Source organism: Saccharomonospora cyanea NA-134, from assembly GCF_000244975.1.
GTDB lineage: Bacteria > Actinomycetota > Actinomycetes > Mycobacteriales > Pseudonocardiaceae > Saccharomonospora > Saccharomonospora cyanea.
Window position 1 is genome coordinate 2,391,237 of the sequence record NZ_CM001440.1, and the last position, 23,796, is coordinate 2,415,032.

At 69.4% G+C, this 23,796-nt stretch carries 24 protein-coding genes; 11 read left to right on the top strand and 13 right to left on the bottom strand.

Features of this window, described 5'->3' with window-relative positions; all coding sequences use genetic code 11:
• Positions 1–64: 64 nt before the first annotated feature.
• Both SACCYDRAFT_RS11220 and SACCYDRAFT_RS11225 read right to left on the bottom strand, forming a co-directional pair.
• The gene (locus tag SACCYDRAFT_RS11220) at positions 65–796 is read right to left on the bottom strand and encodes a DUF1990 family protein (protein ID WP_005456247.1); all 732 of its coding nucleotides are present in this window, start codon (positions 794–796) and stop codon (positions 65–67) included.
• Positions 793–1,005 carry a hypothetical protein gene (locus SACCYDRAFT_RS11225; protein WP_005456249.1) on the bottom strand — a complete coding sequence of 71 codons (213 nt, stop codon included), beginning with the start codon at positions 1,003–1,005 and terminating at the stop codon, positions 793–795. Before SACCYDRAFT_RS11225 ends, SACCYDRAFT_RS11220 begins: the two co-directional genes overlap by 4 nt.
• 93 nt (positions 1,006–1,098) lie before the next feature.
• Between SACCYDRAFT_RS11225 and SACCYDRAFT_RS11230 the strand changes: the two genes are divergently transcribed.
• The 4 genes from SACCYDRAFT_RS11230 (at position 1,099) to SACCYDRAFT_RS11245 (ending at position 3,571) form a co-directional block, all read left to right on the top strand.
• Positions 1,099–1,803 carry a DUF1990 family protein gene (locus SACCYDRAFT_RS11230; RefSeq protein WP_005456251.1) on the top strand — a complete coding sequence of 235 codons (705 nt, stop codon included), beginning with the start codon at positions 1,099–1,101 and terminating at the stop codon, positions 1,801–1,803.
• An 84-nt stretch (positions 1,804–1,887) separates the two neighbouring features.
• Entirely contained in the window at positions 1,888–2,241 is a 354-nt protein-coding gene (locus SACCYDRAFT_RS11235) for a hypothetical protein (protein WP_005456258.1), read from the top strand.
• Positions 2,238–3,167 (top strand): WXG100 family type VII secretion target, encoded by a 930-nt coding sequence (locus tag SACCYDRAFT_RS11240; RefSeq protein ID WP_005456260.1) that lies wholly within the window; start codon positions 2,238–2,240, stop codon positions 3,165–3,167. Before SACCYDRAFT_RS11235 ends, SACCYDRAFT_RS11240 begins: the two co-directional genes overlap by 4 nt.
• Entirely contained in the window at positions 3,164–3,571 is a 408-nt protein-coding gene (locus SACCYDRAFT_RS11245; protein WP_005456261.1) for a hypothetical protein, read from the top strand. The genes SACCYDRAFT_RS11240 and SACCYDRAFT_RS11245 overlap by 4 nt, the downstream gene beginning before the upstream one ends.
• Before the next feature lie 10 nt (positions 3,572–3,581).
• Here the strand turns inward: SACCYDRAFT_RS11245 and SACCYDRAFT_RS11250 are convergent, their stop codons facing one another.
• The 8 genes from SACCYDRAFT_RS11250 to SACCYDRAFT_RS11285 form a co-directional block, all read right to left on the bottom strand.
• Positions 3,582–4,145 (bottom strand): hypothetical protein, encoded by a 564-nt coding sequence (locus SACCYDRAFT_RS11250; RefSeq protein WP_005456262.1) that lies wholly within the window; start codon positions 4,143–4,145, stop codon positions 3,582–3,584.
• Between the two features lie 53 nt (positions 4,146–4,198).
• Positions 4,199–5,905 (bottom strand): glycosyltransferase family protein, encoded by a 1,707-nt coding sequence (locus SACCYDRAFT_RS11255; RefSeq protein WP_052309094.1) that lies wholly within the window; start codon positions 5,903–5,905, stop codon positions 4,199–4,201.
• Positions 5,906–6,018: 113 nt separating this feature from the next.
• The gene (locus tag SACCYDRAFT_RS11260) at positions 6,019–6,411 is read right to left on the bottom strand and encodes a hypothetical protein (RefSeq protein WP_005456264.1); all 393 of its coding nucleotides are present in this window, start codon (positions 6,409–6,411) and stop codon (positions 6,019–6,021) included.
• 60 nt (positions 6,412–6,471) lie between these two features.
• Positions 6,472–8,052, bottom strand: a complete 1,581-nt coding sequence (gene lnt, locus SACCYDRAFT_RS11265) for an apolipoprotein N-acyltransferase (RefSeq protein ID WP_005456266.1) — start codon at positions 8,050–8,052, stop codon at positions 6,472–6,474.
• Between the two features lie 55 nt (positions 8,053–8,107).
• Positions 8,108–9,607: an MDR family MFS transporter gene (locus SACCYDRAFT_RS11270; protein ID WP_005456267.1), complete on the bottom strand. Its 1,500-nt coding sequence runs from the start codon at positions 9,605–9,607 to the stop codon at positions 8,108–8,110.
• Between the two features lie 154 nt (positions 9,608–9,761).
• Positions 9,762–10,532 (bottom strand): IS5/IS1182 family transposase, encoded by a 771-nt coding sequence (locus SACCYDRAFT_RS11275; protein ID WP_005456203.1) that lies wholly within the window; start codon positions 10,530–10,532, stop codon positions 9,762–9,764.
• A gap of 212 nt (positions 10,533–10,744) precedes the next feature.
• Positions 10,745–11,371: an NAD(P)-dependent oxidoreductase gene (locus tag SACCYDRAFT_RS11280; protein ID WP_005456268.1), complete on the bottom strand. Its 627-nt coding sequence runs from the start codon at positions 11,369–11,371 to the stop codon at positions 10,745–10,747.
• Complete coding sequence (locus tag SACCYDRAFT_RS11285; protein ID WP_005456274.1) at positions 11,368–12,300, bottom strand: EamA family transporter; 933 nt, start codon at positions 12,298–12,300, stop codon at positions 11,368–11,370. Before SACCYDRAFT_RS11285 ends, SACCYDRAFT_RS11280 begins: the two co-directional genes overlap by 4 nt.
• 78 nt (positions 12,301–12,378) lie before the next feature.
• Here SACCYDRAFT_RS11285 and SACCYDRAFT_RS11290 point away from each other — a divergent pair, with 78 nt between their 5' ends.
• From SACCYDRAFT_RS11290 to SACCYDRAFT_RS11310, 5 genes are all read left to right on the top strand, one after another.
• The gene (locus SACCYDRAFT_RS11290; protein WP_043536392.1) at positions 12,379–13,272 is read left to right on the top strand and encodes a LysR family transcriptional regulator; all 894 of its coding nucleotides are present in this window, start codon (positions 12,379–12,381) and stop codon (positions 13,270–13,272) included.
• A gap of 72 nt (positions 13,273–13,344) precedes the next feature.
• On the top strand, positions 13,345–14,013 hold the full coding sequence (locus SACCYDRAFT_RS11295) for an SAM-dependent methyltransferase (protein ID WP_005456279.1): 669 nt from the start codon (positions 13,345–13,347) through the stop codon (positions 14,011–14,013).
• Positions 14,014–14,225: 212 nt separating this feature from the next.
• A complete protein-coding gene (locus SACCYDRAFT_RS11300; RefSeq protein WP_005456281.1) occupies positions 14,226–15,194 on the top strand; it encodes a peptidoglycan DD-metalloendopeptidase family protein in 969 nt (322 codons plus the stop codon).
• Positions 15,195–15,323: 129 nt separating this feature from the next.
• Positions 15,324–16,577, top strand: coding sequence for a M14 family metallopeptidase (locus SACCYDRAFT_RS11305; RefSeq protein ID WP_043536393.1), 1,254 nt, complete (start codon positions 15,324–15,326; stop codon positions 16,575–16,577).
• 491 nt (positions 16,578–17,068) lie between these two features.
• A complete protein-coding gene (locus SACCYDRAFT_RS11310) occupies positions 17,069–18,331 on the top strand; it encodes a CynX/NimT family MFS transporter (RefSeq protein WP_043536395.1) in 1,263 nt (420 codons plus the stop codon).
• 34 nt (positions 18,332–18,365) lie between these two features.
• Here the strand turns inward: SACCYDRAFT_RS11310 and SACCYDRAFT_RS11315 are convergent, their stop codons facing one another.
• Together SACCYDRAFT_RS11315 and SACCYDRAFT_RS11320 are read right to left on the bottom strand one after the other, a co-directional pair.
• Positions 18,366–18,689: a DUF3040 domain-containing protein gene (locus SACCYDRAFT_RS11315; RefSeq protein WP_005456284.1), complete on the bottom strand. Its 324-nt coding sequence runs from the start codon at positions 18,687–18,689 to the stop codon at positions 18,366–18,368.
• A 384-nt stretch (positions 18,690–19,073) separates the two neighbouring features.
• Positions 19,074–19,472, bottom strand: coding sequence for a DUF5313 family protein (locus SACCYDRAFT_RS11320; protein WP_005456285.1), 399 nt, complete (start codon positions 19,470–19,472; stop codon positions 19,074–19,076).
• A 45-nt stretch (positions 19,473–19,517) separates the two neighbouring features.
• Here SACCYDRAFT_RS11320 and SACCYDRAFT_RS11325 point away from each other — a divergent pair, with 45 nt between their 5' ends.
• Complete coding sequence (locus SACCYDRAFT_RS11325) at positions 19,518–19,979, top strand: MarR family winged helix-turn-helix transcriptional regulator (RefSeq protein ID WP_005456286.1); 462 nt, start codon at positions 19,518–19,520, stop codon at positions 19,977–19,979.
• A 71-nt stretch (positions 19,980–20,050) separates the two neighbouring features.
• Complete coding sequence (locus tag SACCYDRAFT_RS11330; RefSeq protein WP_005456287.1) at positions 20,051–20,467, top strand: VOC family protein; 417 nt, start codon at positions 20,051–20,053, stop codon at positions 20,465–20,467.
• Between the two features lie 378 nt (positions 20,468–20,845).
• Here the strand turns inward: SACCYDRAFT_RS11330 and SACCYDRAFT_RS25425 are convergent, their stop codons facing one another.
• The gene (locus SACCYDRAFT_RS25425) at positions 20,846–23,584 is read right to left on the bottom strand and encodes an alpha-L-fucosidase (protein ID WP_005456288.1); all 2,739 of its coding nucleotides are present in this window, start codon (positions 23,582–23,584) and stop codon (positions 20,846–20,848) included.
• Positions 23,585–23,796 lie beyond the last annotated feature (212 nt).

Below are 23,796 nucleotides of genomic sequence, written 5' to 3' on the forward strand. Positions count from 1 at the left end.
ACGAAGCCCGGAAGGCGTCGAGGAACTGGGCCCCGGCCACCCCGAGGGGCTGAGTCGCCCGCCCTCAGCCCGGCGCGACGCGGTGCAGCGCCAGGGCGTCCCAGCGGTGGGCGGCGGCGTCCGTCGGCGCGCAAACGAGGCGACCGGCCCGCAGCGGAGGCCCGGCGGGCACCCGCTCGCCGCGCAACCCCGCCTCGACGAAGGCGCGCAGCCGTTCCCCGCAGCGGCGGTAGAAGCGCAGCTGCGTGCGGCGGCCGAAGACGCGCCACCCCAGGAACGTGATGCGGTCCAGCGTCGGAGCACCCTGTGAGTAGCTGGACGCCACGAACTCGACCGCACCCGAGTGCTGGTGCTTCACCACCTCGTAGGTGACCTTGCCCCGCTCCAGATGGCCGTCCAGCGTCTCGTACGCCCAGCCCCAGACCCGGTCGCCGTTGTCGCGGGTCTCGTCGACCACCTCGGTGATCCGGACGCCGCAGTAGAAGTGCATCATGTGGAACCGGGCCTCCAGCAGCATGTCGCGGCCCAGCAGTGGGGTCGCCGGATCGTAGAGCGCCCGGACGATCTCCGGCGGCGAGAACTCGTAGTCGTGCACCAGCCGGCAGGCCAGTGCCCAGGACCCCTCCGGTTCCGGCTCACCCGGCCGCTCCGAGGGCAGTTCCTTTCGGTGCGTGTCGATGTTCCACGTCGGGCGGCGGACCTCGGTCACCGAGTAGTTGATGCCCGCGTCGGCGAGGTCGGCCCACGCCCGCGTGGTGTCCAGGCGCCCGAAGACCCAGTCACGCGCCGGATTCACTCGTAGTCCTTCAACGAGTCGCCGATCAACCACATCGTCGGCGGCCACAGCCCCACGAAGAGCGCCCGCCGCTCGGCGTTGCCCCGCTGAGCCTGGTCCACCGTCTTGGCACGCACCCACAGGCCCACGCAGAGCGTGATCGTGACCAGCGAGGCCAGGTGGAAGTGGTCGCTGCGCAGCCCTACTCGATGCAGTAGTCCAACCACCATGTGCGTCTCCCCTGTCGACTCGTGTCAGCGTGTGGTGTGCGGGTATTCGAGTCTGTACCCGATTCTGGGAGTCCGGAGACCTGGAGGACACCGATGCAGCGACCTCGTCGAATGGGCGCCGTGGTCGCACGGTGGCTGCTGGGTACGGCGCTCGTCACGTGGCGTTACCTCTGGGAGACCACGCCCCTCTACCGGAACGAGTGTCAGGGCGACGAGCGGGACAGTCCTCCGCCGGTGCCGTCCGGTGCGGTGGACGGCCGCGCGCAACTCGCGTCGGACGGCTACGGGCCCCTGTTCCACCGCCGCTTCCAGGCACGCATCGCGGATGCCGAGCTCGACGCCGACCAGCTCGTCGACCGCGTCGTCTGCGACTTCAAACACTTCGTGCCCACCGAGGTGGTCGACATTCACGCCGACGGGGTCGAGAACCGGGGGCTCGATGTCGGCGACGAGCTGGTGGTGGAGATGCCGGGGCCGTGGAACGGTCCGGTCCGGGTGACACACCGTGACGCCACGTCCCTGCGGCTGATGACCCTGCGCGGTCACCTGGAAGCCGGGCAGGTGCAGTTCCAGGCCAGGGGGGACGGCGAGGAGCTGGTCTTCGAGATCGAACTCTGGGCCCGGCCCAGCACCCGCCTCGTGCACATGCTGTACTCGCGCCTGCGCCTGGCGAAGGAGGTGCAGCTCAACATGTGGGTGCGCTTCTGTCTGTCCGCCGTGGCGACGTCCGGCGGGCGGCTGGTCGACGGGGTGCACATCGAGACCCGCGGGTGCGCTCCGGCCATGGTGGTTTCCTGACGACACGCTTTCGTCGCGGGCACCCGGAACCCGCGGCGGGCCTCCTGCGTCCAACGGTCACCCAACGGTGCGGAGGAGGGCCCCGTGGCAGAAGGATTCAAGGTCGAGCCCGACGAGCTCGACGGCTATGCCGAACTGATGACACGGAACGCGGAACACTTCCTGACGATCAAGGAGCACGCGGTTTCCAAGGGCGGCGACACCTCCGGGTTCACCGGACTGCTGTCTCTGCTGGTCCCCGTGGTGACCACGGTCGCGGACCTCTACGGTCGCACCCTCGACTTCGGAAACAGGACGTTGACCAACGACGCGTCGGGCCTCCAGAAGGCCGCCGAGGCCTACCGGAAGAGGGACAAGGCCAACGGCGACAATCTCGGCCTCATCGAGCAGGGCCTGAACGCGGTGCCCGGTGCTCCGGTCGTGGGAGGCGCCCAGTGACCGCCTACGCCGACGTCGAGGACCCGGCAGCCGCGTTGGCCACGGCACCGGAGGACCGTCCGGGCAGGCAGAGCACGAAGGAACTCATCGAGAAGGCGGGCTGGAAGATCCAGGGGGTCAACTGGATCTACGAGAAGGTGACCGGGGAGAACCTGGTCGAAGCCTTGATCAACCCGCTGCTCGGGGACTTCGAGAAGATCGACGCCAACGCGCACGCGTGGGACCAGGTGTCCAAGGCGCTCGACTCGGTCCGACGCAACCTCGACGCGGGCGTCGACCAGCTCGGTGAGCACTGGCAGGGCGACGGGGCGTCGAGTTTCGCCCGCCGGATGGACTCCATGTGGGCGCTGGCCATCGAGGCCGACTCACAGGTCGCCCGCATCATCGGCGACAGGTTCAAGAGCATGGCGAACACGTGCCGCACGGCGACGAGCATCGCTCTGTCGCTGCTCGACAAGCTCGTCACCAAGCTCATGGAAGCCGCGATGACCGCGTGGATCCCGGTGGTGGGCTGGGGCAAGGCGGTGTGGATGGTCTACGACGCGATCCAGATCGTCGACGCCATCCGCAAGATCATCATCTCGATCCAGACGCTGATCGAGGGCGTGCAGGGCATGGTGGACGGCATCGTGGCCATGGGCACGGCACTGATGAAGATCAAGGACATCCGGGACGTCAACGACGCGCTCGACGTGCTGGACTCCTACCAGCAGGGCCGGGAGACCTACGACAACGGGCTCAGCGCGGCCAAGTCGGGTGCTCTGGGCGCGGCGTACAACGGCTACAAGCTGGGTGGTGCCGTCAACTCCGCGACAGGCCGGTACTCCACACCCACCGGCACAGGAACCTCCCCTTCGCCTTCCCCCTCTCCCGCTCCATCACCGTCGCCGAGTCCCGGCACCGGTGGCACCGGAGGTGCGCGATGACCTTCTACGACAAGGCCCGGCTCGACGAGCTGGTCGCCGACGTGGACGCCAAGCTCGCCGGCGTCGACCTGGCAGCCTCCGAGGCGAGCCGCGTGCAGTCGCGCTCGCCCGGCCTCTCCGAGCGGGATCTCGCCGCCATCGAACGGCACGCGGAGAGTGCCCGCGCCCCGCGCGAGCTCAAGGAGCTGGTTTCGCGCATCAAGGAGGGCGAGCTGTCCTGGTCCGACATCACGTCCGGTCGCGCGCTCGACGACGAAGGTGTCCAGGCGGCCATGGCGGCCTCGCTGCCCGACCTCGCCCGGGCCCACCAGGAACTACGGGAGGGCCAGGACCCGGACTCGATCATCGAGGCCGCCCGGGGCGACGACGAGGAGGGCGGGTCCATCATGCGCCGGGGTTGGTGAGTCCTCGCGTTCAGCCCGCGGGCCACGCGGACCCAGAGGGTTTCGTGGTGCCCCGGTTGTGCACGATGTCCCAGGCCAGCGCCGCCGCGATGGCGAGCTGCCGTGCGGGTGAGCCGAGGTCCGGATGCAGGCGGAGCACGTCCCGCCGGACCTTGCGGCCGTCCCGTTTGGCCAGTGCCCCGACCCGCAGCGGTGCGAACTCGCCGAGACTGCCGAGTGAAGCGCCGGTGCTGTCGGTGAGGGCGATGTCCGAGCCCCGCTTCAGCATCGAGCCCAGGAGCGTTCCCGAGCCGTCGGTGACCTCCACCCGCGTGTGGCGCACCGAGAAGCCCTTCCGGATGCCCAGCACCTCCCGGCCGTCGGGCAGCTCGACCTTCAGGTCGAACGACGTGTGCCCGGAGAACCCGGTCGCCCGTACCAGGGAGAGCGCTCGTGGTGCGGACCGCTCGCCGACCGTGGCCAGCGAGCGGTCGTGCTCGTCGTAGACCGACACGTCGTACGTCGTGCGCCAGAGGGCGTTGCGGAACCCGCCGGGATGCTCGATGAGCAGGGTCGGTGCGCTGAACAAGTCCACGGCCGGAAGCGTAGCCGGGCGTCGGTGCCGCCGTGGTGTGGACGCGGGCGCCGTCAGCCCACGGCGGCACCACAGGTCTTCGCGACTGCCGGGTCCGGGTCGTAACGGAGACCAGTGCGGTGGAACGCGCCGGTGAGGTTGTCCCAGAACCGTTCCAGGCTCATCGGCTCGCGCACCGAGGCGAGGACGTCCCGCACCTCCGGGCACGCGAGGGCGGCGCGGGCGTCGGCCAGCCCCGCGCCCGGCGTTCCGGCGTCGGCGAGATCCCATGCCGGTGGGAGGTGTTTGTCGTGTCCGGCCATGCCCTGGGGGCGGGGTTCGGCATGTGAGGCGAGGGGATTGGCGAGTGCCAGGGAGTCGTGCACGCGGACGTCCGAGTCGGTGAGCATGCCCACGGCACCGATGCAGCAGGTGACCACGGTGCTGTGGGAAAGGGTCGTGGGATGGGCCTGCCATCCGGTTTCGCCGTGAGCGACGATCACGGGTCCATCCTGGGCGTGCAGCGTGTCGAGCGGGGCGCTCATCATCGGCACCTCGGCGAAGTGCTCGGCGAGCACGGGATGCTCCTGACGGGTGGAGTAGGCCCAGAAGGCTCGTTCGTCGCTGATGCCGATACCCGCCGGTTCCTGTGGGCTGTAGGGGACGTGGAGCCACCAGCCCGCCGCTACCGTCCAGGCACCGACCACGCCGAGGGGAAGCAGTGCGCGGGGTGTGGCGGGGAGGACGAGTACGGGCAGCAGCAGGCAGAAGATCGCGGGGAGGAGCATGCGGGCGTGCATGAAGTCGCCGCCGATCCACACCACGTACAGCGTCAGCACCAGCACGGGAGCGAGCACGGCCACCCCGAGCCCGGCCACCGTGCGCCGGCGCACGGTCACCACCAGAGCGACTGCCAGCGCGAGTAGCGGAACGAGCAGGAGGTAGGTGTCGACGGTGTCCGTGAGGTACCGCCAGCCCCGGTCGATCCGCGGTGTGGACGCTTCCTTGGCGAGGGCGGTGTTCGGTGTCAGCAGGCCGTAGTAGCCCATGCGGAACACCTGGTAGGCCACGGGCAGTGCCCCGGCCACCAGCGCCAGACGGAGTGCAGGGCCGCGGCGGGCGCGGGTGACGACGAGCAGCGCGACGAACCCGGCGGCGGTGAAGAGGGCGAACTCGGGGCGGACGAGAGGGCCGAGCCCGATCACCAGAGCCGTGGGCCAGTGGCGCCCACCGTCATCGCGGGCGAGGCGGACGAGCAGCCACCACACCGCGCCGAGCCAGCAGAAGGCCAGGCCGGTTTCCAGGCCGGACGTGGCGAACTCGCGAAACGGCGACATCGCGAGGACTGCGAGGACACCGGCGGGGGCGAGCACCACCGTGGTGCCGTGCAGCCGGCGGGTGCCGTCGAGCGCCAGACCGAGCCCGGCGACAGCGCACAACCCACCGACCGCGAGCGAGAGCCATTCCAGGCGCAGGCCCGACATACCCACCAGCGCGAGCAGATATGTCCAGAGTGGACTTGTGTTCACCTCGACGCGCTCACCGACGTTGAAGACGGGGCCGTGGCCTTCCAGCAGGTGCCGTACCGTGCGCAGCACGATGAGACCGTCGTCGGCGATCCACCGGCTGTTCCAGGCGAGCAGCGCGAACAACGCCACACACCCACCCACCACAGCCAGGTTCCACGTCCCCCTACCGGGCCGCCATCGTCGGGGTTGGTCGGTCACGGCCGCGCGGGTGCCGGCGGCGGTCTCGTCGACGAGGGCCAACGAACTCTCCACTCAGGTCGGTACTACGGTTTCCGACCCTGAGTGGCCGGCACAGCCACGACTGTTGCAGCCGCTTCGTAAGACCTGCCCCTACAGCTCGGGTCCGGGACGCCCGGCCTGGTGGGTCAGTAGTCGTCGCGTCCGGTGAACTGCTCCTCCAGGAGTTCGGCGGAGCCGGTGACGAGTTCGAGCGGGTCGACGAACTCGTTGATGTCGAGGTTGACCAGAGGAAGCGAATGCCGCAGCACGAGATGCTCACCCATGAGCACCGCTCCGCCGACCACGATGGTGTCGCCGATCTCGGTCAGCACCTCCTGGAGGTCGACCTGGTCGACGCGGGCGAACGGCGTCGCGATCTGTACCCATTCCTCCCTGCGGTCGAGAACCTCCCTCGCGATGATCACCACCTGGGCCCGCCGATCCTCGTAGGAGATCCGGACGCGGATCTCGTCCGGCTCGTCGCGGACCACGTCGTAGCTCTCCCGGATGTAGGCCACCAGATCACCCCAGGTCGCCATCGGGCTCCCCTCCCCAGTTCCTGTCACGACAGGGCCCGACGCGGCCCCGGTTGATCAAGGTTACGCCCCGCCGCCGTGCGGGTGGCGGGGCCGGGGAGGAGCACCGGAGGCGGAGGGGGCGTACGGCAACTGCGAACACGCGTTCACAACCTGCGGACACGCCGGGATGTCGCGCGGGCGACGCGCGACGAACAGCAGCGCCGCCGTCACCCCGGTCACAGCGGTGGCGAGGACCGGGAACCAGTCTCCCCACCGGACGTAGGGGGTGAGGCCCTCGTGCAGAGGCACGCTGACGGTGAAGGTGCCACGGTGGGTCGGCGGCACCCAGGCCAGCAGACGGCCGTCCGCGTCGAAGGCCGCGGACGTTCCGCTGGAGTTGACGAGGACGGTCGAGCGTCCGGACTCGACGGCCCGGACGGCCTCGGCACTCGCCTGTTGCCGCTGAGCCCAGGTGTCGTGGAACGTGGTGAGGGAGCCCTGCACCACCGTCACGTCCGCCCCCCGGGCGGTGAGCGTGCGCCGGAGGTCGGGGAACGTGGACTCGTACGAGATCAGCGGGCCGAGCCGGACGTCCCCCACCCGCAGCAGGGTCGGTGTGTCGCCGGGCGCCCGGTCCACCCGTGCGGCGTCGGTGTGCCCCAGGAGTGGGCCGAGCAGCGGGCGCAGGGGCACGTATTCCCCGAACGGCGCCAGCCGCTGCTTACGGTAGGTGCCTGCGACGCCGTCGGGACGGTAGTGGTGGGTGGACTTCGTGATGCGCCCGTCTGGGCCCTGCGCGTCGACGTTCACGAGGAGATGCCCGCCCGCGGATTCGGCGGCCCGGCGCAACCCGATCGCCACGTCCGGTCGCCGTGACGGATCGAGCGCGACGCTGCTCTGGCCCCACACCACCACGTCCGCCGTGGTGCGGGTGAGTTGATCGGTGAGCCGGAGGTGTTCGGCGAGGCTGTCCGAGACCAGGCCGGGTTGCACCCCGGCGACACGTACGTGCCCGGTCGCCGGGGAAGCCGTGTGGAGGGCACCGTGGACCGTGCCGGCGACGACGAACAGCAGCGCAGCGGAACCGCCGAGCAGCCGCGCCCGGCCATGGGCGCCGGGGAGGACGACGACCGCGACGCCGACGTTCACCGCGACCACCAGTGCACTGAGCAACCACACACCGCCGAGCGCTGCCACGTCCAGCACGTGCGGTGTCCGCCACTGCCCCAGCCCCAACGGGGTCCACGAGCCGCCGAGGTGTTTCCAGGAGCGCAGGGCTTCCAGCGTCACCCACAGGCAGGGCAGGAACGACAGGCCGAGCGCGGCTCTCGCCCAGGACAGCGGGGGCCGCAACACCCGGTACGCGCCGAGGCCGAACGGAACCCAGAGGAGTCCGACGGCCGCCAGCGCGGGAACCGTGAACATGCCCAGGTGCGGAACGAGCCAGTGGTGGGCGGTGAGGAAGAACCCCACGGCGGCGGCCCAGCTCAGCCAGGCCGCGTCGCGGTAGGAGTGGGCGCGCGCGAGCAGCACGAGCAGCGGTACGAGACCGGTCCATGCCAGCCACCACAGGCCCGCGCCGGGGAGGGAGCAAGCCAGGACCGCGCCCGCGAGCGGAGCGAGCGCTCGCCCCGCCCAGCGGCGGCGTGGTTCGCGGCGCACACCGCCACGCTACGCCCACGGCGACCCGGCACACTCGGTCAGCGCGCGACCCTCGTCATCGGGTGTCGTGGGCTGTCGCCGCGGCGGTGTTCACCGGTTCGCCGTGCTCGTCCGAACCGGTCGGGTCCTCAGCCGTCTTGCGACGGGGGGTGAACAGCGCCGCGACCAGAGCGGCCACCCCGATGCAGCCCGCGGTGACGAAGGCGAGGCGCAGGCCGTCGGCGTCGGGGCTGACGGCGTCCTCGGCGCTGCCGAGAGCGGCGACGGTGACGAACACGGCGGTGCCCAGCGCGCCCGCGACCTGCTGGAGCGTGGACAGGATCGCGCTGCCGTGCGAGTGCAGGTGCTCGGGCAGCACGCCGAGGGACTCCGTCATGAGCGGGGTCATCATGAAGGCGAGACCTGTCATGAGCAGGACGTGGATGGCGATGACCGCCTCCAACGGCGAACCGGGGCCGAGCGTGGTGAAGAGCCAGAGCGAACCGGCCATCGCCAGGGCGCCCGGGATGACCAGCGGCCGGGAACCCAGCCGGTCGAACAACGCGCCCACCGGGCGGCCCAGGAGCCCGAGGACCAGACCGCCGGGCAGTACCGCCAGCCCACTGACGAACGTGCTGGTGTTCAGCACCGTCTGCAGGTAGAGCGGCAGCATGATCGAGCCCACTCCCAGCAGGCAGATGAACACCAGGCCGGTCAACGTCACGCCCAACACGAAACTGCGGTACGTGAACGGCCGCAGGTCGAGCAGCGCGCGGTCGTCGCGTTGCAGGCGGACCTGCCGGTAGGTGAACACGGCGAGTGCGGCGACGCCGACCACGACGGGCAGCCACGGCGGCAACGCATGACCTTGACCGCCCGATTCACCGATCGACGCCAGGCCGTAGAGAAGACCACCGAACCCGAGCGCGGACAGCAGTACCGACCCCATGTCGAGCGGCACCTTCCGCGTGTGACCGTCGAGCCGGAACCACTTCGCACCCAAGGCCAGCGCGGACAGCGCCAGCGGGAGCACGAGCCAGAACATCCAGCGCCAGCCCAGAGAGGACAGCAGGGCACCACCGATGGTGGGACCCACCGCGGGTGCGACGGCGATGACGATGGTGATCGTGCCCATCATCGCTCCCCGCCGCTGGGGCGGCACGAGGCGCATCACCGAGGTCATCAGAAGCGGCACCATCACGGCGGTGCCGCAGGCCTGCACGACCCGGCCCGCCAGCAGGACGCCGAAGCCCGGGGCGAGCGCGCTGAGCAGAGTGCCGGTGCTGAACAGGCTCAGGGAGGCGAGGAAGATGTGCCGAGGGGTGAAGCGTTCGAGCAGGAAGCCGGTCGTCGGGATGACGACCGCCATCGTCAGCAGGAACCCGCTGGTCAACCACTGAACCGTCGTGGTGGTGACCCCCAGTTCGACGGTGAGGTCGCGCAGCGCGACGCTCAGGATCGTCTCGTTGAGGATCATGACGAACGCCGAAGCGACCAACACCGCGATCAACGGGCCGCTCCGGGGGGTGGTGGAATCACGGTCGGACACCGGTTCGGTGCGAGCTCTGTCGATCATGAAAATGGCAGCCTTGTCCCAGGTAGGTTCGCGACGGGATCGGTGGAGACGCCGAACGGACGACGTTGTCGCGGTGATGGCTTCCCCGAACGGCCAGCCTAAGGGTTGTCCCGTAAATGGTCGCTGACGTGCTGGGTGCCTGCTGGTTTCTGTGTCATCCGGTGAGGGTGAGGTTGTGGAGGCGGGCGATGCCGAGCATGGCGTGGTGAACGCCGTCGCCTTTGAGTCGGCAGTCGCGCAGGATCTTCCAGCCCTTCATCCGGGCGAAGACGTGCTCGACGCGGGCACGGACTTTGCGGTGAGAGGCATTGTGTTCCTTCTTCCATGCCGGAAGTTCGGCCTGGCCCTTCTCGCGGCGGTGCGGGATGACCAGGCCGGTGCCCCGGTAGCCGCCATCGGCGATGACCGTGGTCTTACCGACGGAGTCTTTCGCGCCGGAGGACTCCCACGCCTTGCAGTCGTTGCGGTTGCCGGCGACGGGTCGGCCGACCGCGATGACGAGTCGGGTGTCGGCGTCGATGACGACCTGGTGGTTGGTGGAGTATCGGTAGTTCTTGGACTGCTCGGCGATGGTGTGGTCTCGGGTGGGGACCAGGGTACCGTCCACGATCAGCACGGTGTCGGTACGGAACCGCTTGCGCTGCTGGAGCGCAAGCGCGGGCCCGAGGTGGTCGATGATGCGGTCGGCGGCCGACTTGGACACCCCGAACAGCGGGGCCAGTTGACGCAAGGTCAGGTTCGTCCGCCAGTAGGTGGCAACCAGCAGCACGCGGTCCTCCAGTGGCAGGCTCCAGGGCCGCCCCTTGCGCACCGGGTCCGCACCCTCACGCCGCAGAGCGGTGATCAGCTTGCCGAACTGGCGCGGGCTCAGCCCGGTGAACGGGGCTATCCAGGAGGGCTCAGACGCTGTGATCACACCAGACACGGCAAGATCATCTCACCCGCCACCAGCAGTTACGGGACAGCCCTTAGCGTGACAGGATGGCGGGAGCGACGTGTTTCCCGCCCGGTGGGTGATCTGTTCTCCCTCCGTGAACAGGGTGGTCCGAAATGTCCGTCACCGGCACGGGAGCCGCTCCGCGTTCGTCGTTCGGGACCCGCGGTGCGGCCCACCCCGGAGGCGCGGGGCCGCCGGACTCAGTACCCGACGGCGACGTGCGGCTGCCCGCCGGGTTTCTCGACCTCGTCCAGAACGGCCACCGCCATGTCCTCGGCGGAGATGCGGGACGTGCCGTCCGGATCGGCGACGAGCGTGGTCCCGCCGCGCCGGTAGCGACCGGTGCGCACGCCGGGCTCCAGGACGGCCGCGGGGCTGAGGTAGACGCAGTCGGCGGAGTGTGCCTGGCAAACACGGAACTGTTCGACGCTCGCGACGGCCGCGTCTCGCCACGCGTCCTCGACATAACGAGGGTCGTCGAGGACGAGCAGTCCGGGGCGGCCGGGGCTGCGGAGCGGCCCTGCGCCGCCCACCACGACGACCCGGGTGCGGGCGGCCGCCGCGGCGTCGAGCAACGCCGTCGTCGTCGCGGGCACCGTGTGCTCCTCGCCGCGCCGTGGGCGGGTGGCGCTCACGACCGCGTCGGAGCCGGCGAACAGCGACTTCATGCGGTCGACGTCGGTGACGTCGCCCTGGACGGACGTCACCCCGGATGTGTCGGACGCGCCGCTGCGGGACACGGCGACGACCTCGTGGCCACGGGCGAGCGCTTCGGTGACCACTCGGGAGCCTGCCATGCCGGTGGCGCCGAGAACGACGAGTTTCACTGGTTGTTCCTTTCCTTCGGGGTTTCCCGGACCGGGGTGCGGCGGTTGCGTGGTGACCACTGCCCGGCGGTGACGGCCACGATGGTGAGGGCGAAGCCCACGAGCTGGATCGGCCCCAGGGTCTGTCCGAGCACCAGCACGCCGAGCAGTGCGGCGACGATCGGGGAGAGCGGGCCGAGCAGGGCGACGGAGGTCACCGGCAGCTCGGCGATCCCCCGGAACCACAGGATGTAGGCGAGCAGGCCGCCGACCAGGCCCAGCCAGAGGTAGCCGAGTACGGCGGGGCCGTCGACGGCGGGCGGCGCTCCCTCGAGGACGAGGGTGACCGGCAGCAGGAAGAGGCCACCGGCGGTGAGCAACCACGAGGCGTACGCGGTGGGGCCCACGTTCTTCGGCCGCCCCCAGCGTTTGGTCAGGGTCACACCGAGCGCCATGCTGGCCGCACTGCCCAGCGCCGCGAGAACCCCCACGAGGTCGAACGCCGCCGAGCCGGGCCGCAGCACCACCAGCCCCACGCCGACGACACCGGCGACCGCCCACGCGGTACGCCACGCCGACGGCCGTTCGCGGAGCAACAGTACGGCCAGCGCCACGACGATGACCGGCTGGCTCGCGGACAGTGTCGCGGCGATGCCACCGGGAAGCCGTTCGGCGGCGACGAAGAGCAGGGGGAAGAACAGGCCCATGTTGAGTACGCCCAGGATCGCCGCCCGGCCCCACCACACGCCGTGAGGCAGTGTCCGGGTGAGCGCGAGCGCGATGAGCCCCGCGGGCAGCGCGCGCAGGAGAGAGGCGAAGAGGGGGTGTCCCGGCGGCAGGAGTTCGGTGGTGACCACGTAGGTCGTGCCCCACACGGCGGGGGCGAGCGCCGTGATCGCCGTACGGCCCGCGTGGCCGGTGATCGCTTGAGGCGGGGAGAGGACTGCCATGACCTCAGTGTTCGGGGATTCGATCAATGAGTCCAATGCATGTTTGTCATGCGATTGATCGTGCTCGATCATGAATGTATGGAGTTGCAGCAACTGCGCTACGTCGTCGCCGTGGCCGAGACGAAGAGCTTCACCAGGGCGGCCGAGCGCTGCCTGGTGGTCCAGTCGGCACTGAGCCACCAGATCGCCCGGTTGGAACGCGAACTCGGCGGCAGGCTGTTCGACCGGACCAGTCGCCGCGTCCGGCTGACGGCCGCGGGGGAGGCGTTCCTCCCGGCGGCGAGGCGGTGCCTCGAGGCCGCCGAGCGTGCCGTCGCCGACGTCGCCGCCGCGCTCGGTGAGGTGCGAGGGCGGCTCACGCTCGGCGTGATCCCCACTGTCGCGGCCGTCGACCTGCCCGCCGCGCTCAAGGAGTTCCACACCCGGTATCCACAGGTGCGCGTCCAGCTGCGCCTGGGAAGCAGCCCGAACCTCGTCGAGCAGGTGAAGCAGGGCGACCTCGACCTCGCGTTCCTCGGCCTGCCCGCCACCGCCGAACCGCGCGGTGTGCGGGTGCACGAACTGACGCGGGACCGGCACGTCGCCGTGGTCGCGCCCGACCATCCGCTCGCCGGCGAAGCCGAGGTGGGACTGCGCAGGCTGGCGTCGGAGGTCTTCGTGGACTTTCCGGCCGGCTCGGCGGGCCGCACCCAATCCGACCTGGCCTTCGAGGCCGCTGGGACCGACCGCGAGGTCGCTCTGGAGGTCGGTGCGGTGGACATCATGGTGCGGCTCGTGCAGCAGGGACTCGGTGTGGCGATGCTCCCTTCGGAGTTCGTGCCCCAACTCACCGGGGTGGCCACGGTGCCCGTGAGCGACGCCCCGCAACGGGTCGAGTACCTGGTCTGGAGCCGCTCCGACCCCAGGCCCGCCGCCACGGCGTTCCTGCGACTGCTCGACGTTCCGGTGGACACTCCACCCGCGCGGGACTGACGTTCCGCGCGGAATTTGCCGGAGCGGCAACAAAACTGGAAAGCGCGCGTCCTGGCGGTGCACCGTGAGGGCATGACGACGAGGCACGAGCACAGTCACGGTCCCCACGGTGAGACGCGGTCCGCCGAACGGTTCTGGGAAGACTTCTACGAGGAGAAGGACACCGTGTGGAGCGGCAGGCCCAACCCACTGCTCGTGCGGGAGGTGGCGTCCTGGACTCCCGGGAGAGCCCTGGACCTCGGCTGCGGCGAGGGCGGTGACGCCATCTGGCTGGCGAGGCAGGGATGGCGGGTGACCGCCGTGGACGTGTCGGACACGGCGCTGCGCCGGGCTGCCGCTCACGCGGCCGACGCCGGGGTCGGCGACCGCATCATCTGGCAGCGTCACAACCTCGTGCGGTCGATGCCCGAGGGATCGTTCGACCTGGTCTCCGCGCAGTTCCTCCACTCACCCGTCGCCGAGGAGGGCGAGCGGGAGGGCATCCTGCGCCGAGCAGCGGACGCGGTGGCGCCCGGCGGTGTTCTGCTCATCGGCAGCCACGCCGGATGGCCCTCGTGGGTCGAGTCGCCGCCGTTCGAGCACCGGTTCCCGACCGTCGGAGAGATCGTCGAGGCGCTCCGCCTGCCTCCTGACGAGTGGACCGTGGAGGTGGCCGAAGTCGTCGAGACGGACGTGGCCGACCCCGACGGCCGCCCGGGGCGCAGGGAGGACAGCGTCGTGCGGGTACGCCGCGCCCCGTGAGCGGAGAAGCGTCCGGCCCGCCCGTAGCCGGTGCCGCTGCGGGACGACGGTCGAGGCGACCGACTCCCGTTTGTGCACATTGTTCGTGAAACCGGCGCACGGTCAAGGGTATCGGCAAAACTTCTGTCATCCTTCGCCTCCGTTCCGATCCGCTTCGTACACTTCGGACTCCGTCGAAGGCGGTCTGACACACGAATCGGGGAGGGACCGACATGTGTGAATCCTGCGGCGGCAGCGCCGGCGTGAACGACTCAGACCCGCGCGGTCGGGGAGTGTCCCGGCGGACGCTGCTCGCCGGAACCGGGCTGGGGTTGGGGCTCGGCCTGCTGGGGCTCGGGCTGCCCGCGGCCCAGGCGGCCACGCTCAGGAACGGGGCGTGGTGCAATCCGGCGCTCGGTTACTTCCCGAACGGCGGCCACTTCGGGGCGCCGCGAGGCGGTGGATCGCACGCGGGGCAGGACATCACCAACTCCACCGGGACGGCGGTGTACGCCGCGGCGGGTGGCACGGTGATCCGGCGCGGTTGGGGTGGGGGACTGCCCGCCCGTACGGGCAACGCCATCGTCATCTCCCACGGCAACGGGCAGTACACCTACTACGGTCACCTCAACGCGTACCGGGTTTCGCTCAACCAGCGGGTCTCGGCCGGGCAGCGCATCGGTGACATGGGGGCCACCGGCAACGTCACCGGTCCACACCTGCACTTCGAGACCCACAGCGGCGGTCTGGGCGCGGTGGTCAACCCGGTCTCCTTCATGGCCGCGCGGGGCGTGGACCTCGGGGGCGGGTGGTCGAGTATCGACCCGGACGCCCGGGGACAGCGCGTCAGGGCGATCCAGTACCTGCTCAACCAGCGGGGATACGGTCTCCAGATCGACGGCTGGCTCGGACCGACCAGTACCGGCGCGGTGAAGAACTTCCAGAGCGGGAACGGGCTCGTCGCCGACGGGCAGGTCGGGCCGAAGACCTGGCCGAAGATCATCTACTCCCTCCGGCAGGGCGCGAACGGCAACCACGTGCGAGCTCTGCAGACCGCGCTGAACAAGCGGAGTGCCGGCCTGGTCGTCGACGGCGACTTCGGTTCCGTCACCAACACCGCCGTGCGCAACTTCCAGAGCGTCAACCGGCTGGTCGTGGACGGCCTCGCCGGTGCCGTCACCTGGCGTGCGCTGGTGGGGTGACACCCGAAGAAGTCCTGAAAGGACTCATCCGGCGTTCTCGAACCGGCGCCTCACAGGGCGAAACCCGCCGTCGTCGGTTCCGACTTTCGGCGGGTTGTCGCCGTCCTCAGGCTCGGACAGCCTCACAACATGGGAACACTGAGTCGGGGATTGGCCGCAGCAGCGGGACTGTTCTTGTTGGCCGTATCGGTTGCGCCGGCGGGCGCAGCGCAGGACGACAGCGATCGCGGTCTGTACGAGGTGCGGGGTACGGACAGCGCGCAACGGACGGAGATCGCGCGCTCGGGCGTCGACGTCTGGGGCACGCACGACGGGGTGATGACGTTCGCCGCGAACCCCGCACAGGCACAGGCGTTGCGAGAGCGGGGGATCGCTCTCGAACAAATCGCTGACGTCGAGGAACTACTCGCCGAGCGCAGCCCGGACGTGGTCGCGTCGGCCGACGAGTTCCCCGCAGGGGACGAGGGATACCATACCTACGGTGAACTCACCGAGGTCCTCCGGAACACGGCGGACGAACACGGCGAGATCGTGTCGCTGTCGGACGTGGGCTCCTCGTACGAGGGGCGTTCGCTGCACCTCGTGAAGATCAGCGACAACGCGGGCCAGGACGAGGACGAGCCCGAGGTCCTCTTCACCTGCAACCAGCACGCCAGGGAACACCTGACCACCGAGATGTGCCTGCGCATCGTCGAACGCTTCACCGACGAGTACGGCAGCGATCCCACGGTCACGGAGCTGGTGGACACGCGCGAGATCTACGTGATCCCGACGGTCAATCCGGACGGCGCGGAGTACGACATCGAGAACGGACGCTACAAGGGCTGGCGGAAGAACCGGCAGGGCAACGGGACCGACCTGAACCGAAACTGGGGCTACCAGTGGGGTTGCTGCGGCGGTTCGAGTGGGTCGCCGTACAGCGAGACCTACCGCGGTCCTTCGGCCTTCTCCGCGCCGGAGACACGGGCCGTCGCGTCGTTCGTCGAGTCCCGTGTGGTCGGTGGGACACAGCAGATCAAGGCCCACCTGGACTTCCACAGCTATTCCGAGTTGGTCCTGTGGCCGTACGGCTACACCTACGACGACGCGAACGACACCATGACGCCCGAGGAGGCCCGCCGTTTCCAGGAGGTCGGTGAGCGGCTCGCCGCGAGCAACGGCTACACCCCGCAGCAGTCCAGCGACCTGTACATCACGGACGGGTCGATCAATGACTGGATGTGGGCCGAGCACGACATCCTGAGCCTGACGTTCGAGATGTACCCGGCGGGCGGGGGAGGGCTCGACGGATTCTACCCGCCCGACGAGCGGATCGAACCGGAGACACAGCGTAACGACGAGGCTGTGGAAATACTGGTCGCCGAAGCGGGAAACCAGGTCTGAGGTCGAATTCGTTTCCGGGGCGGCGGTGAGGTAATGCCGCCGCCCCTTTCGCGCGACGGAATGGCGCCGAGAGCGGTGTTGGGCGAGCGGGAGAGTCATACTTCCGCTCGCGTTCCCAAGATGCGTCACCTTCATGGCCGAGCGAACGCGATCGGCGTCAGAATCCGGGGTTCAACGGTTTCCGGTATCGCTTTCACAGCGCCGGCCTTCCCGGAAGCGGAGAGGAGGACATGCTCCAGACGTGCGCTGACCACGAGTTCCGTGAGCGCCACCCGGAAGCCTTCGTGTGACGGTCCACGTCGCAGTCCACGCCGCGCAGCGTTCGGCGTGGATTCTCGGATCGCCGCCGAACCGTTGCCCGGGGGCCAGAAAGTCAGATTTTCGTATCCGTTTCCGCCGGTCCCGTTTCACCTGCCGCAGTGTGTCATGTGGACAGTGAAACGGTGAAATTCTTCTTCATTTGTCTTCCGGACTTGGCTACGGTTCTGGACATGTCGATCAAGCCTGAGGCGTCCGCGCGGGTGGATGTGATCGAACCGGTCGGGTCCACAGTCGCGGCGGACTCGTCGGGCGGCCGGACGGGTTTCACGCTCGCCGGTGGTCTGCTGGCCGTCGCCGTGGTGCTGGCGGCGCTCAACCGGCGACCCGCCGTCACCTCGGTGGGTTCGGTGCTCGACAGGATGCGTGACGGCCTCGGTTCCTCCGAGACCTGGGCCGGAATCCTGACCACGCTGCCCGGGCTGTGTTTCGCCGTGGGCGGCCTCGCCGCACCGCTCCTGGCCCGGCGGATCGGCCTGCGGGCCGCCGTCACGGCGGCGATGCTGGCGTTGACCGCGGGGCTCGTACTGCGGGTACTCGGCGGTCCGTTCGTGGTGCTCGGTGGAACGCTGGTGGCCTGCACCGGCATCGCACTGGCCAACGTCCTGATCCCCGTGGTGATCAAGGCGTCGTTCGCCGTGAGGATCGGACTGATGACCGGCGTCTACACCGCCGCGCTACAGGGGGGTGCTGCGCTGGGTTCTTCGGTGACGCCCCCGCTGGAGCCGGTCTTCGGCGGGTGGCGGGGCGCGCTGGCGAGCTGGGCGGTGTTGGCAGCGGCGGGTCTGGTGGCGTGGCTGGTCGCGACAACGGGGTCCTCGGTACTGCGGGACAGGCAGGACACCCCGGAGGGTTCCGGGGCCGACCGGAGGTCATTGCTGCGGGTGCCACTGGCCTGGGTCGTCACCGCGTTCTTCGGCGGGCAAGCGTGCCTGGCCTACATCGTCATGGGCTGGTTGCCCCAGGTCCTCATGGACGCGGGTGTCAGCCGGGGCGACGCGGGCCTGCTGCTCGGCCTCGTGTCGTTGCTGGGGCTGCCCGTGAGTCTGGTCGTCCCGGCCATCGCCGGTCGCTGGGGGAGCCTGAGCGGGTGGAGCGTGGGGCTCGGCCTGCTGGGCATCGCGGGCATTCTCGGGCTGATGCTCGCGCCGTCGGCCTCACCTCTGCTCTGGTCGGTGCTGCTGGGCCTCGGCATGAGCGTGTTCGCACTGGCTCTCACCACCATCGCGCTGCGAGCCAGGGACAGCGCCGACACGGCCGCCCTGTCCGGAATGGCGCAGGGCTTCGGCTACCTGCTGGCCGCCGCGGGGCCGTTCCTGTTCGGTCTGCTGCACGACGTCACCGACGGCTGGACCGTGCCGTTCGTGTTCCTGCTCGTCGTGGTGGTCACGCAGCTCGTCTTCGGTTACGTCGCCGGGCGGCCCCGGTACGTCTGAGCCGTGCCGGTTCGAGCGGGCATCCCTCCGGACCTCACCTCATGCCGCAGCGAGGGCAGGGCTCCTCGGTGTTCGGTACGAGGTGGCGGCACACGGGGTGGAAATATCGTTGGGACGCCCACCGGAGCGGCCACAGGGTACCGACGACCGCGACCGTGAGCCCGAGCAGCACCCAGCCCGCCACGAGCAGGGCCAGCCCGAGCGCGAAGCCGCCGAGGACTCCCAGCACCAGGTACATCGACGCGGTGTCCTCGGGTGACATCATGCGGCGCAGGGAACGATCCAGTCGAGGATCGTCGGTCCGTAATTCCCGTTCCAGCTGCTTGAGAGTGTTCAGCTCCTCCTCGTTCAACGACATTCGATCACCTGGAGAGGGCACGCGGATACGACACGGGAATCCTCCGAGGTCAGCGCATGGGAACGGCCCGGGCGCCGCAATCGTCGGCGGAATCCGCTGGTGATCGCAATGGCGGTCGTCACAGAAGGGATGTGTTCCCTTTCTCCGGTAAACGGGAATGTGATGTGACGTTTCGTGGCGGAAACGCTTCTCCGCGTCGTCACCGTATTCATCGGGCCGGTGCTGATCCTCGTGGAGCCGGTCCTCGCATGATGGTCCTGAGTGGACTATCGATTCCGCTGCTTCGGCGGCGAGTCCCTCAGGAGGAGACGTTCGTGTCGTGGCGCATCGGGAACCGTGCGCGGTGTCGGCTGCGGGTCCGTCCCGCCATGGGTGCCCGTCGGCTCACTCCGGCTGCCGGTAGCGGGCGAGGTACCGCTCTCGGACGTCGGCCTCGGCCTCTGCCTTGGCGGCGGCGCGGATGCGTTTGCCCGTGCCGTAGTCGTAGCCGTGCTTGGTCAGGCGGTGCTCGGCGTTCTCCTCCGCGAAGGCGAACGAGTAGAAGTAGCCCACGAGCAGGGCCAGCAGGACGAGACTCAGCCGCAGGCCGAGCGGGCCGGGCAGCAGCAGCCACACCGCGCTCAGCGGGCCGATGAGGAACGTCGTCCGCAGACCGTGCCGCCAGAGCCAGGTCTTGCTGGTGACGTCGTGCAGCACCCATTCCCGGTGTGCCTCGGGGAGTCGTCCACCAAGTGCGTACCACAACCAGCGGTGCGGACCAGGGCGGAGCACCTTGCCTGCCATGTCAGCACCCTAACATTTAGTGCACTAACTAGTTAGGATGATGTGATGCAGATCGACCTGGGAGAGGACCCGCTGGCGCTCGACCGGCAGGTGTGCTTCGCGCTCTCCGTCGCCTCCCGCAGCGTCATCGGGCTGTACCGGCCCTTGCTGAAGCCGCACGGGCTGACCCACCCGCAGTACCTGGTGCTACTGGCGCTGTGGGAGCACACACCCCGCTCCATGAAGTCGCTCAGCGAGCTCCTGCGTGCCGAACCGGCGACGCTGTCGCCGTTGCTCAAGCGACTGGAGGCACTGGGCTACGTCACGCGCGACCGCGATCCCACCGACGAGCGCTCCCTGGCCGTCGACCTCACCGATGCAGGCAAGGCGCTACGCGCCGAAGCGGAGAAGATCCCCTATCAGGTCGTCGAACGGCTCGGCATGGAGGTCTCAGAACTCGAGGAACTCCACGGCATGCTCGGCAAGGTCATCGCCGCCACCCGACGGACGAATCCGGAGGGCGCGTGATCCCTGCGGTCGCCGGTGCCCGGAACTAGCCTGGAACCAGGCACCGCATTCCGCACGGCAAGGAGCGCGTGATGTTCTCTCGGCTCAACCCCTACCTCAGCTTCCCCGGCAACACCCGGGAGGCGATGGAGTTCTACCGGAGCGTCTTCGGAGGGAACCTGACCCTGGACACCTTCGGGCAGTACGGGGCGGCGGAGGACTCCCCGGACGCCGACAAGATCATGCACAGCGTGCTGGAGACCGACAGCGGATTCACCCTCATGGGCGCCGACGTCCCCTCCGACCAGGAACACAAGCCGGGCAACAACATCGGTGTGAGCGTGAGCGGTGACGACGTCGAGGCGTTGCGCGGCTACTGGGCGAAGCTCGCCGAGGGCGCGACCGTACTCGTGCCACTCGAGAAGCAGATGTGGGGCGACGAGTTCGGCATGTGCATCGACCGTTTCGGAATCCAGTGGCTGGTCGACATCGGGCTCCCCGCGGCCTGACGACTCGGATTGCCTGGACCTGCTCGGGGCGCGGTGCGGACAGGCTGGAACAGCGCATAGGTCCGGAAGAACGAAGAGGGCAGAACGCCCTGCACCGCAGGGCGACGCTCAGAGCGGCGCGATCGGGGTGGGCGATCGTCGATCCGAGGGCGGACGGTCCGACGACCGGCCAGCGGAGGTGGCTGCGTGCACGGGCCCGTCCAGCCGCGTCGGGAGCGGTGGACGCGTCAGAGTGGGGCTCGTCGCTCCTGGCCAGGTGACGGTGACGCTCCGACTGGCCGTTGAGGGTCACCGCCTTGACGGTCCGGAGTACGTGGGCCGTCCGGGACTGCACCGTGCCCAGGTCGAACGCAGGCGCTGCCCGAAAGCAACAGGCCGTCAGCGTTCGGTCACGACGGTGAGGTAGCTGCTCGACTGCCCAGACGTCGCGGAGTTGGGTCCGAGCACGACCCGTCCCGCCGGGAACTCGGCCGCCAGTACGACCAGCCCGGTCCCCGACGGGTCGTTCGTGCGGACGACCAGATCGGTTCTGGTGAAGTCCCGCAGCCACGACGGCCACCACGCCCCGGCCTCGGGCGCACCCCGCTCGTCGAAGGCCACGTACACCGTCGCGGGCCGGGCGAGATCCAGCACGAGGTAGTCGGCGAAGGCGTCGTTGGCCCACTGACCCACTCCGTCGTCGAACGTGTCGGTGAGCAGGACCGTGCCGGAGGCGTCCCGCACCGACACGTCGTCGAACTCGCCCACCTCGTTGCCTGCCTCGCGGAAACCGACGGTCCCGGCCGGGAACGTGTCGTCGGTCCGCTCGTCGACGAGGACACCGTCCACGAACGTCCGGATCGTGGAGCCTTCCAACTCCATGCGCACGCGGTAGTCCCGGCCCGCGACCACGTCGAGCGGGATCGTGTCGGCCAGCTTGGTGTACGACCCGTCGCGCAGCAGGTGCGGAGTCAGCCCCGAACCCGGGTACAGCTGCCACATGTACCCGTTGCGGCGGTCCGGGCTCCGGAACACCCAGCCCGCGCCGCGGGTGGTGGGGCGTACGGTGACTTCGTAGCTGTAGTCGGTCCACTCGTGGCCCGTCCGCGCCAGTGTGACGTCGCCGCCCACGATCCTCGCCCGCCCGTCGACGATCGACATGGGACCGGGCATCACCTGCTTGTCGTCGTTGGCGCCCGCGACCAGGACGCCACCGGACAGTTCCGCGGGCAGGTCCGTGATCCGCCAGTCGCGATCCACGTACGCCTGCGCACCGGGCTCCGCGATGGCCACCGTCGAGAGTTTCTCAGGCTCCACCACCTTCACGAGGTCGGTCAGCACGATGGAATCGGCGGGCTGGTAACGCACCCCGCCCACGGCGATGTCGGCGACGAGCCGGTAGACGGCGGGCACGGCGTCGGACGGTGGCGTCACGGTGAACGTGAGGCCGTGCGACCGTCCGGGGCGCAGCGGCGCCACCGTGTGCGACCTCGGCTCCACGTTCCAGCCCTCGGGGACGGCCAACCGGACTCGTGCCGACGGCGAGGTGCGTGGCCCCGGGTTCGTCAGCGAGATCCGGGCCCGCACGGGCTCACCATCCTCCGGCTGCGACGGCACGTCGATCGCCGTGTGCAGGGGCTGCGACAGTCCGGGCGTCACGATCTTGAACGTGTACGCGTGGTCGCTGCGGGTGGCGTCGGCTCCCTCGTCCGGCATGGTGACCGTGACGCGGCCGTCGTTCCGCGTCCACGGCAGCGGCTCACCGTCCGAGCCGAGGAGCGTGATGCGGCTGGACGGAGCCAGCGGCAGGTCACCGGAGAGCGTCAGTTCCTCGCCTGGCCAGGCGAGCGCGGTGGCGTAGAGCGCGTCGTCCTGCGCGGTGTAGCGCACCGGAACGGCGCTGTGCCGGTCGTCGTAGTGGGACCAGTGGGTGCTGCCGTAGATGGCCTCGCCGTTGACGGCGAGCCAGTCGCCGAGGGCGCGGACGCGGTCGGCCTGGACCTCGGGGATCGAACCGTCGGCCCTGGGGCCGATGTTGAGCAGCAGGTTGCCGTTCTTGCTGACGGTGTCGACGAAACTGTGGATCAGCTCCTCGGACGTGAGGTAGTCCTCGACGTCCTCCCGCTCGTTGTATCCGAAGGAGTGCCCGATGCCCCGTGTCGCCTCCCACTTGTCCGTCACGATGCCGCGTTGGGTGCGGTACTCGGGTGTCGTGAAGTCGGCGACACCGTTGCCGCACCGGTCGTTGACCGTGACCTCCTTGGGCGTCGGCCGGTTCTCGGCCTGGTTGAAGTAGTGGGCCATGAACTCGTTGCTGTTGTGGGGCACGTGCTCACCGATGTCGCACCACATGATGTCGGGGTCGAACCGGTCGACCAGTTCGAGCATCTGCGGGTACTGGTGGTCGTGGACGTCGTCGTCGACGGGGGTGTAGCCGGAGTAGGGGATCGGCTCGCCCGTGTACGGGTTCACGGGTCCCTCCTCCAGGCTGTGGCCGCGCGGCGGCACCCAGCCTCCGGCGGGGTGGTACCACTCCGCCAGCGAGTAGTAGAGCCCCTTCTTGAGCGGGTAGTCCTCCGCGGCGGTGAACAACTCGGACACGAAGTCGCGGTTCGGGCCCAGCGCGACGGTGTCGCGGTCGGTGGTGTCGGTGTCCCACAGGGCGACACCGTCGTGGTGTTTCGACGTGAACACGAAGTACTTGGCCCCGCCTGCGACGAAGAGGTCCAACCATTCCTCGGGGTCGAAGCGGTGTGGGTTCCACTCCTCGATGAACCGGTCGTACGGGTAGTCGGTGCCGTAGCGCTCCGCGTGGCGCTCGTGGGTGGGGCTGCCCGGATGGTTCATCTCGTACCAGTACCACTCGGCGTACCGGTCGGAGCCCTGACGCGCGCCTCCACCGTCCGGTGCGTAGGCGGGTACCGAGTACGGTCCCCAGTGGATGAAGAAGCCCAGTTTGGCATCGTGGAACCACTCCGGCGCCTCGTGTCGTGACAACGAATCCGGGGTGGGGAGGTAGTCGCCGGAGGTTTCGAGCTGCTGTGCCCGCGCGGCGGATGACGGTGGGGCCGTCAGGGCGGCCGATGCCGCGACCACGCTGCCGAGAACGGCTACCGTCCGGGTGACTTTCGACGTCATTGTCGGCCTCCACCAGCGTTGTGGCGCACATACATCGGATCTCTACGTCAACCTACGGAGAGACGTGGATCACAGTCAATGGTGCGACCTGGATGTGTGTGGCCGCTATCGGACAATCCCAGCCGACTCATCCGATGCGTGGAGCGGGCGGGGCCGCTGCGTGTCGACCGGTCCGTAGCGGATGACAAGGTTCGCGGCGCCCTCTGTCGCTT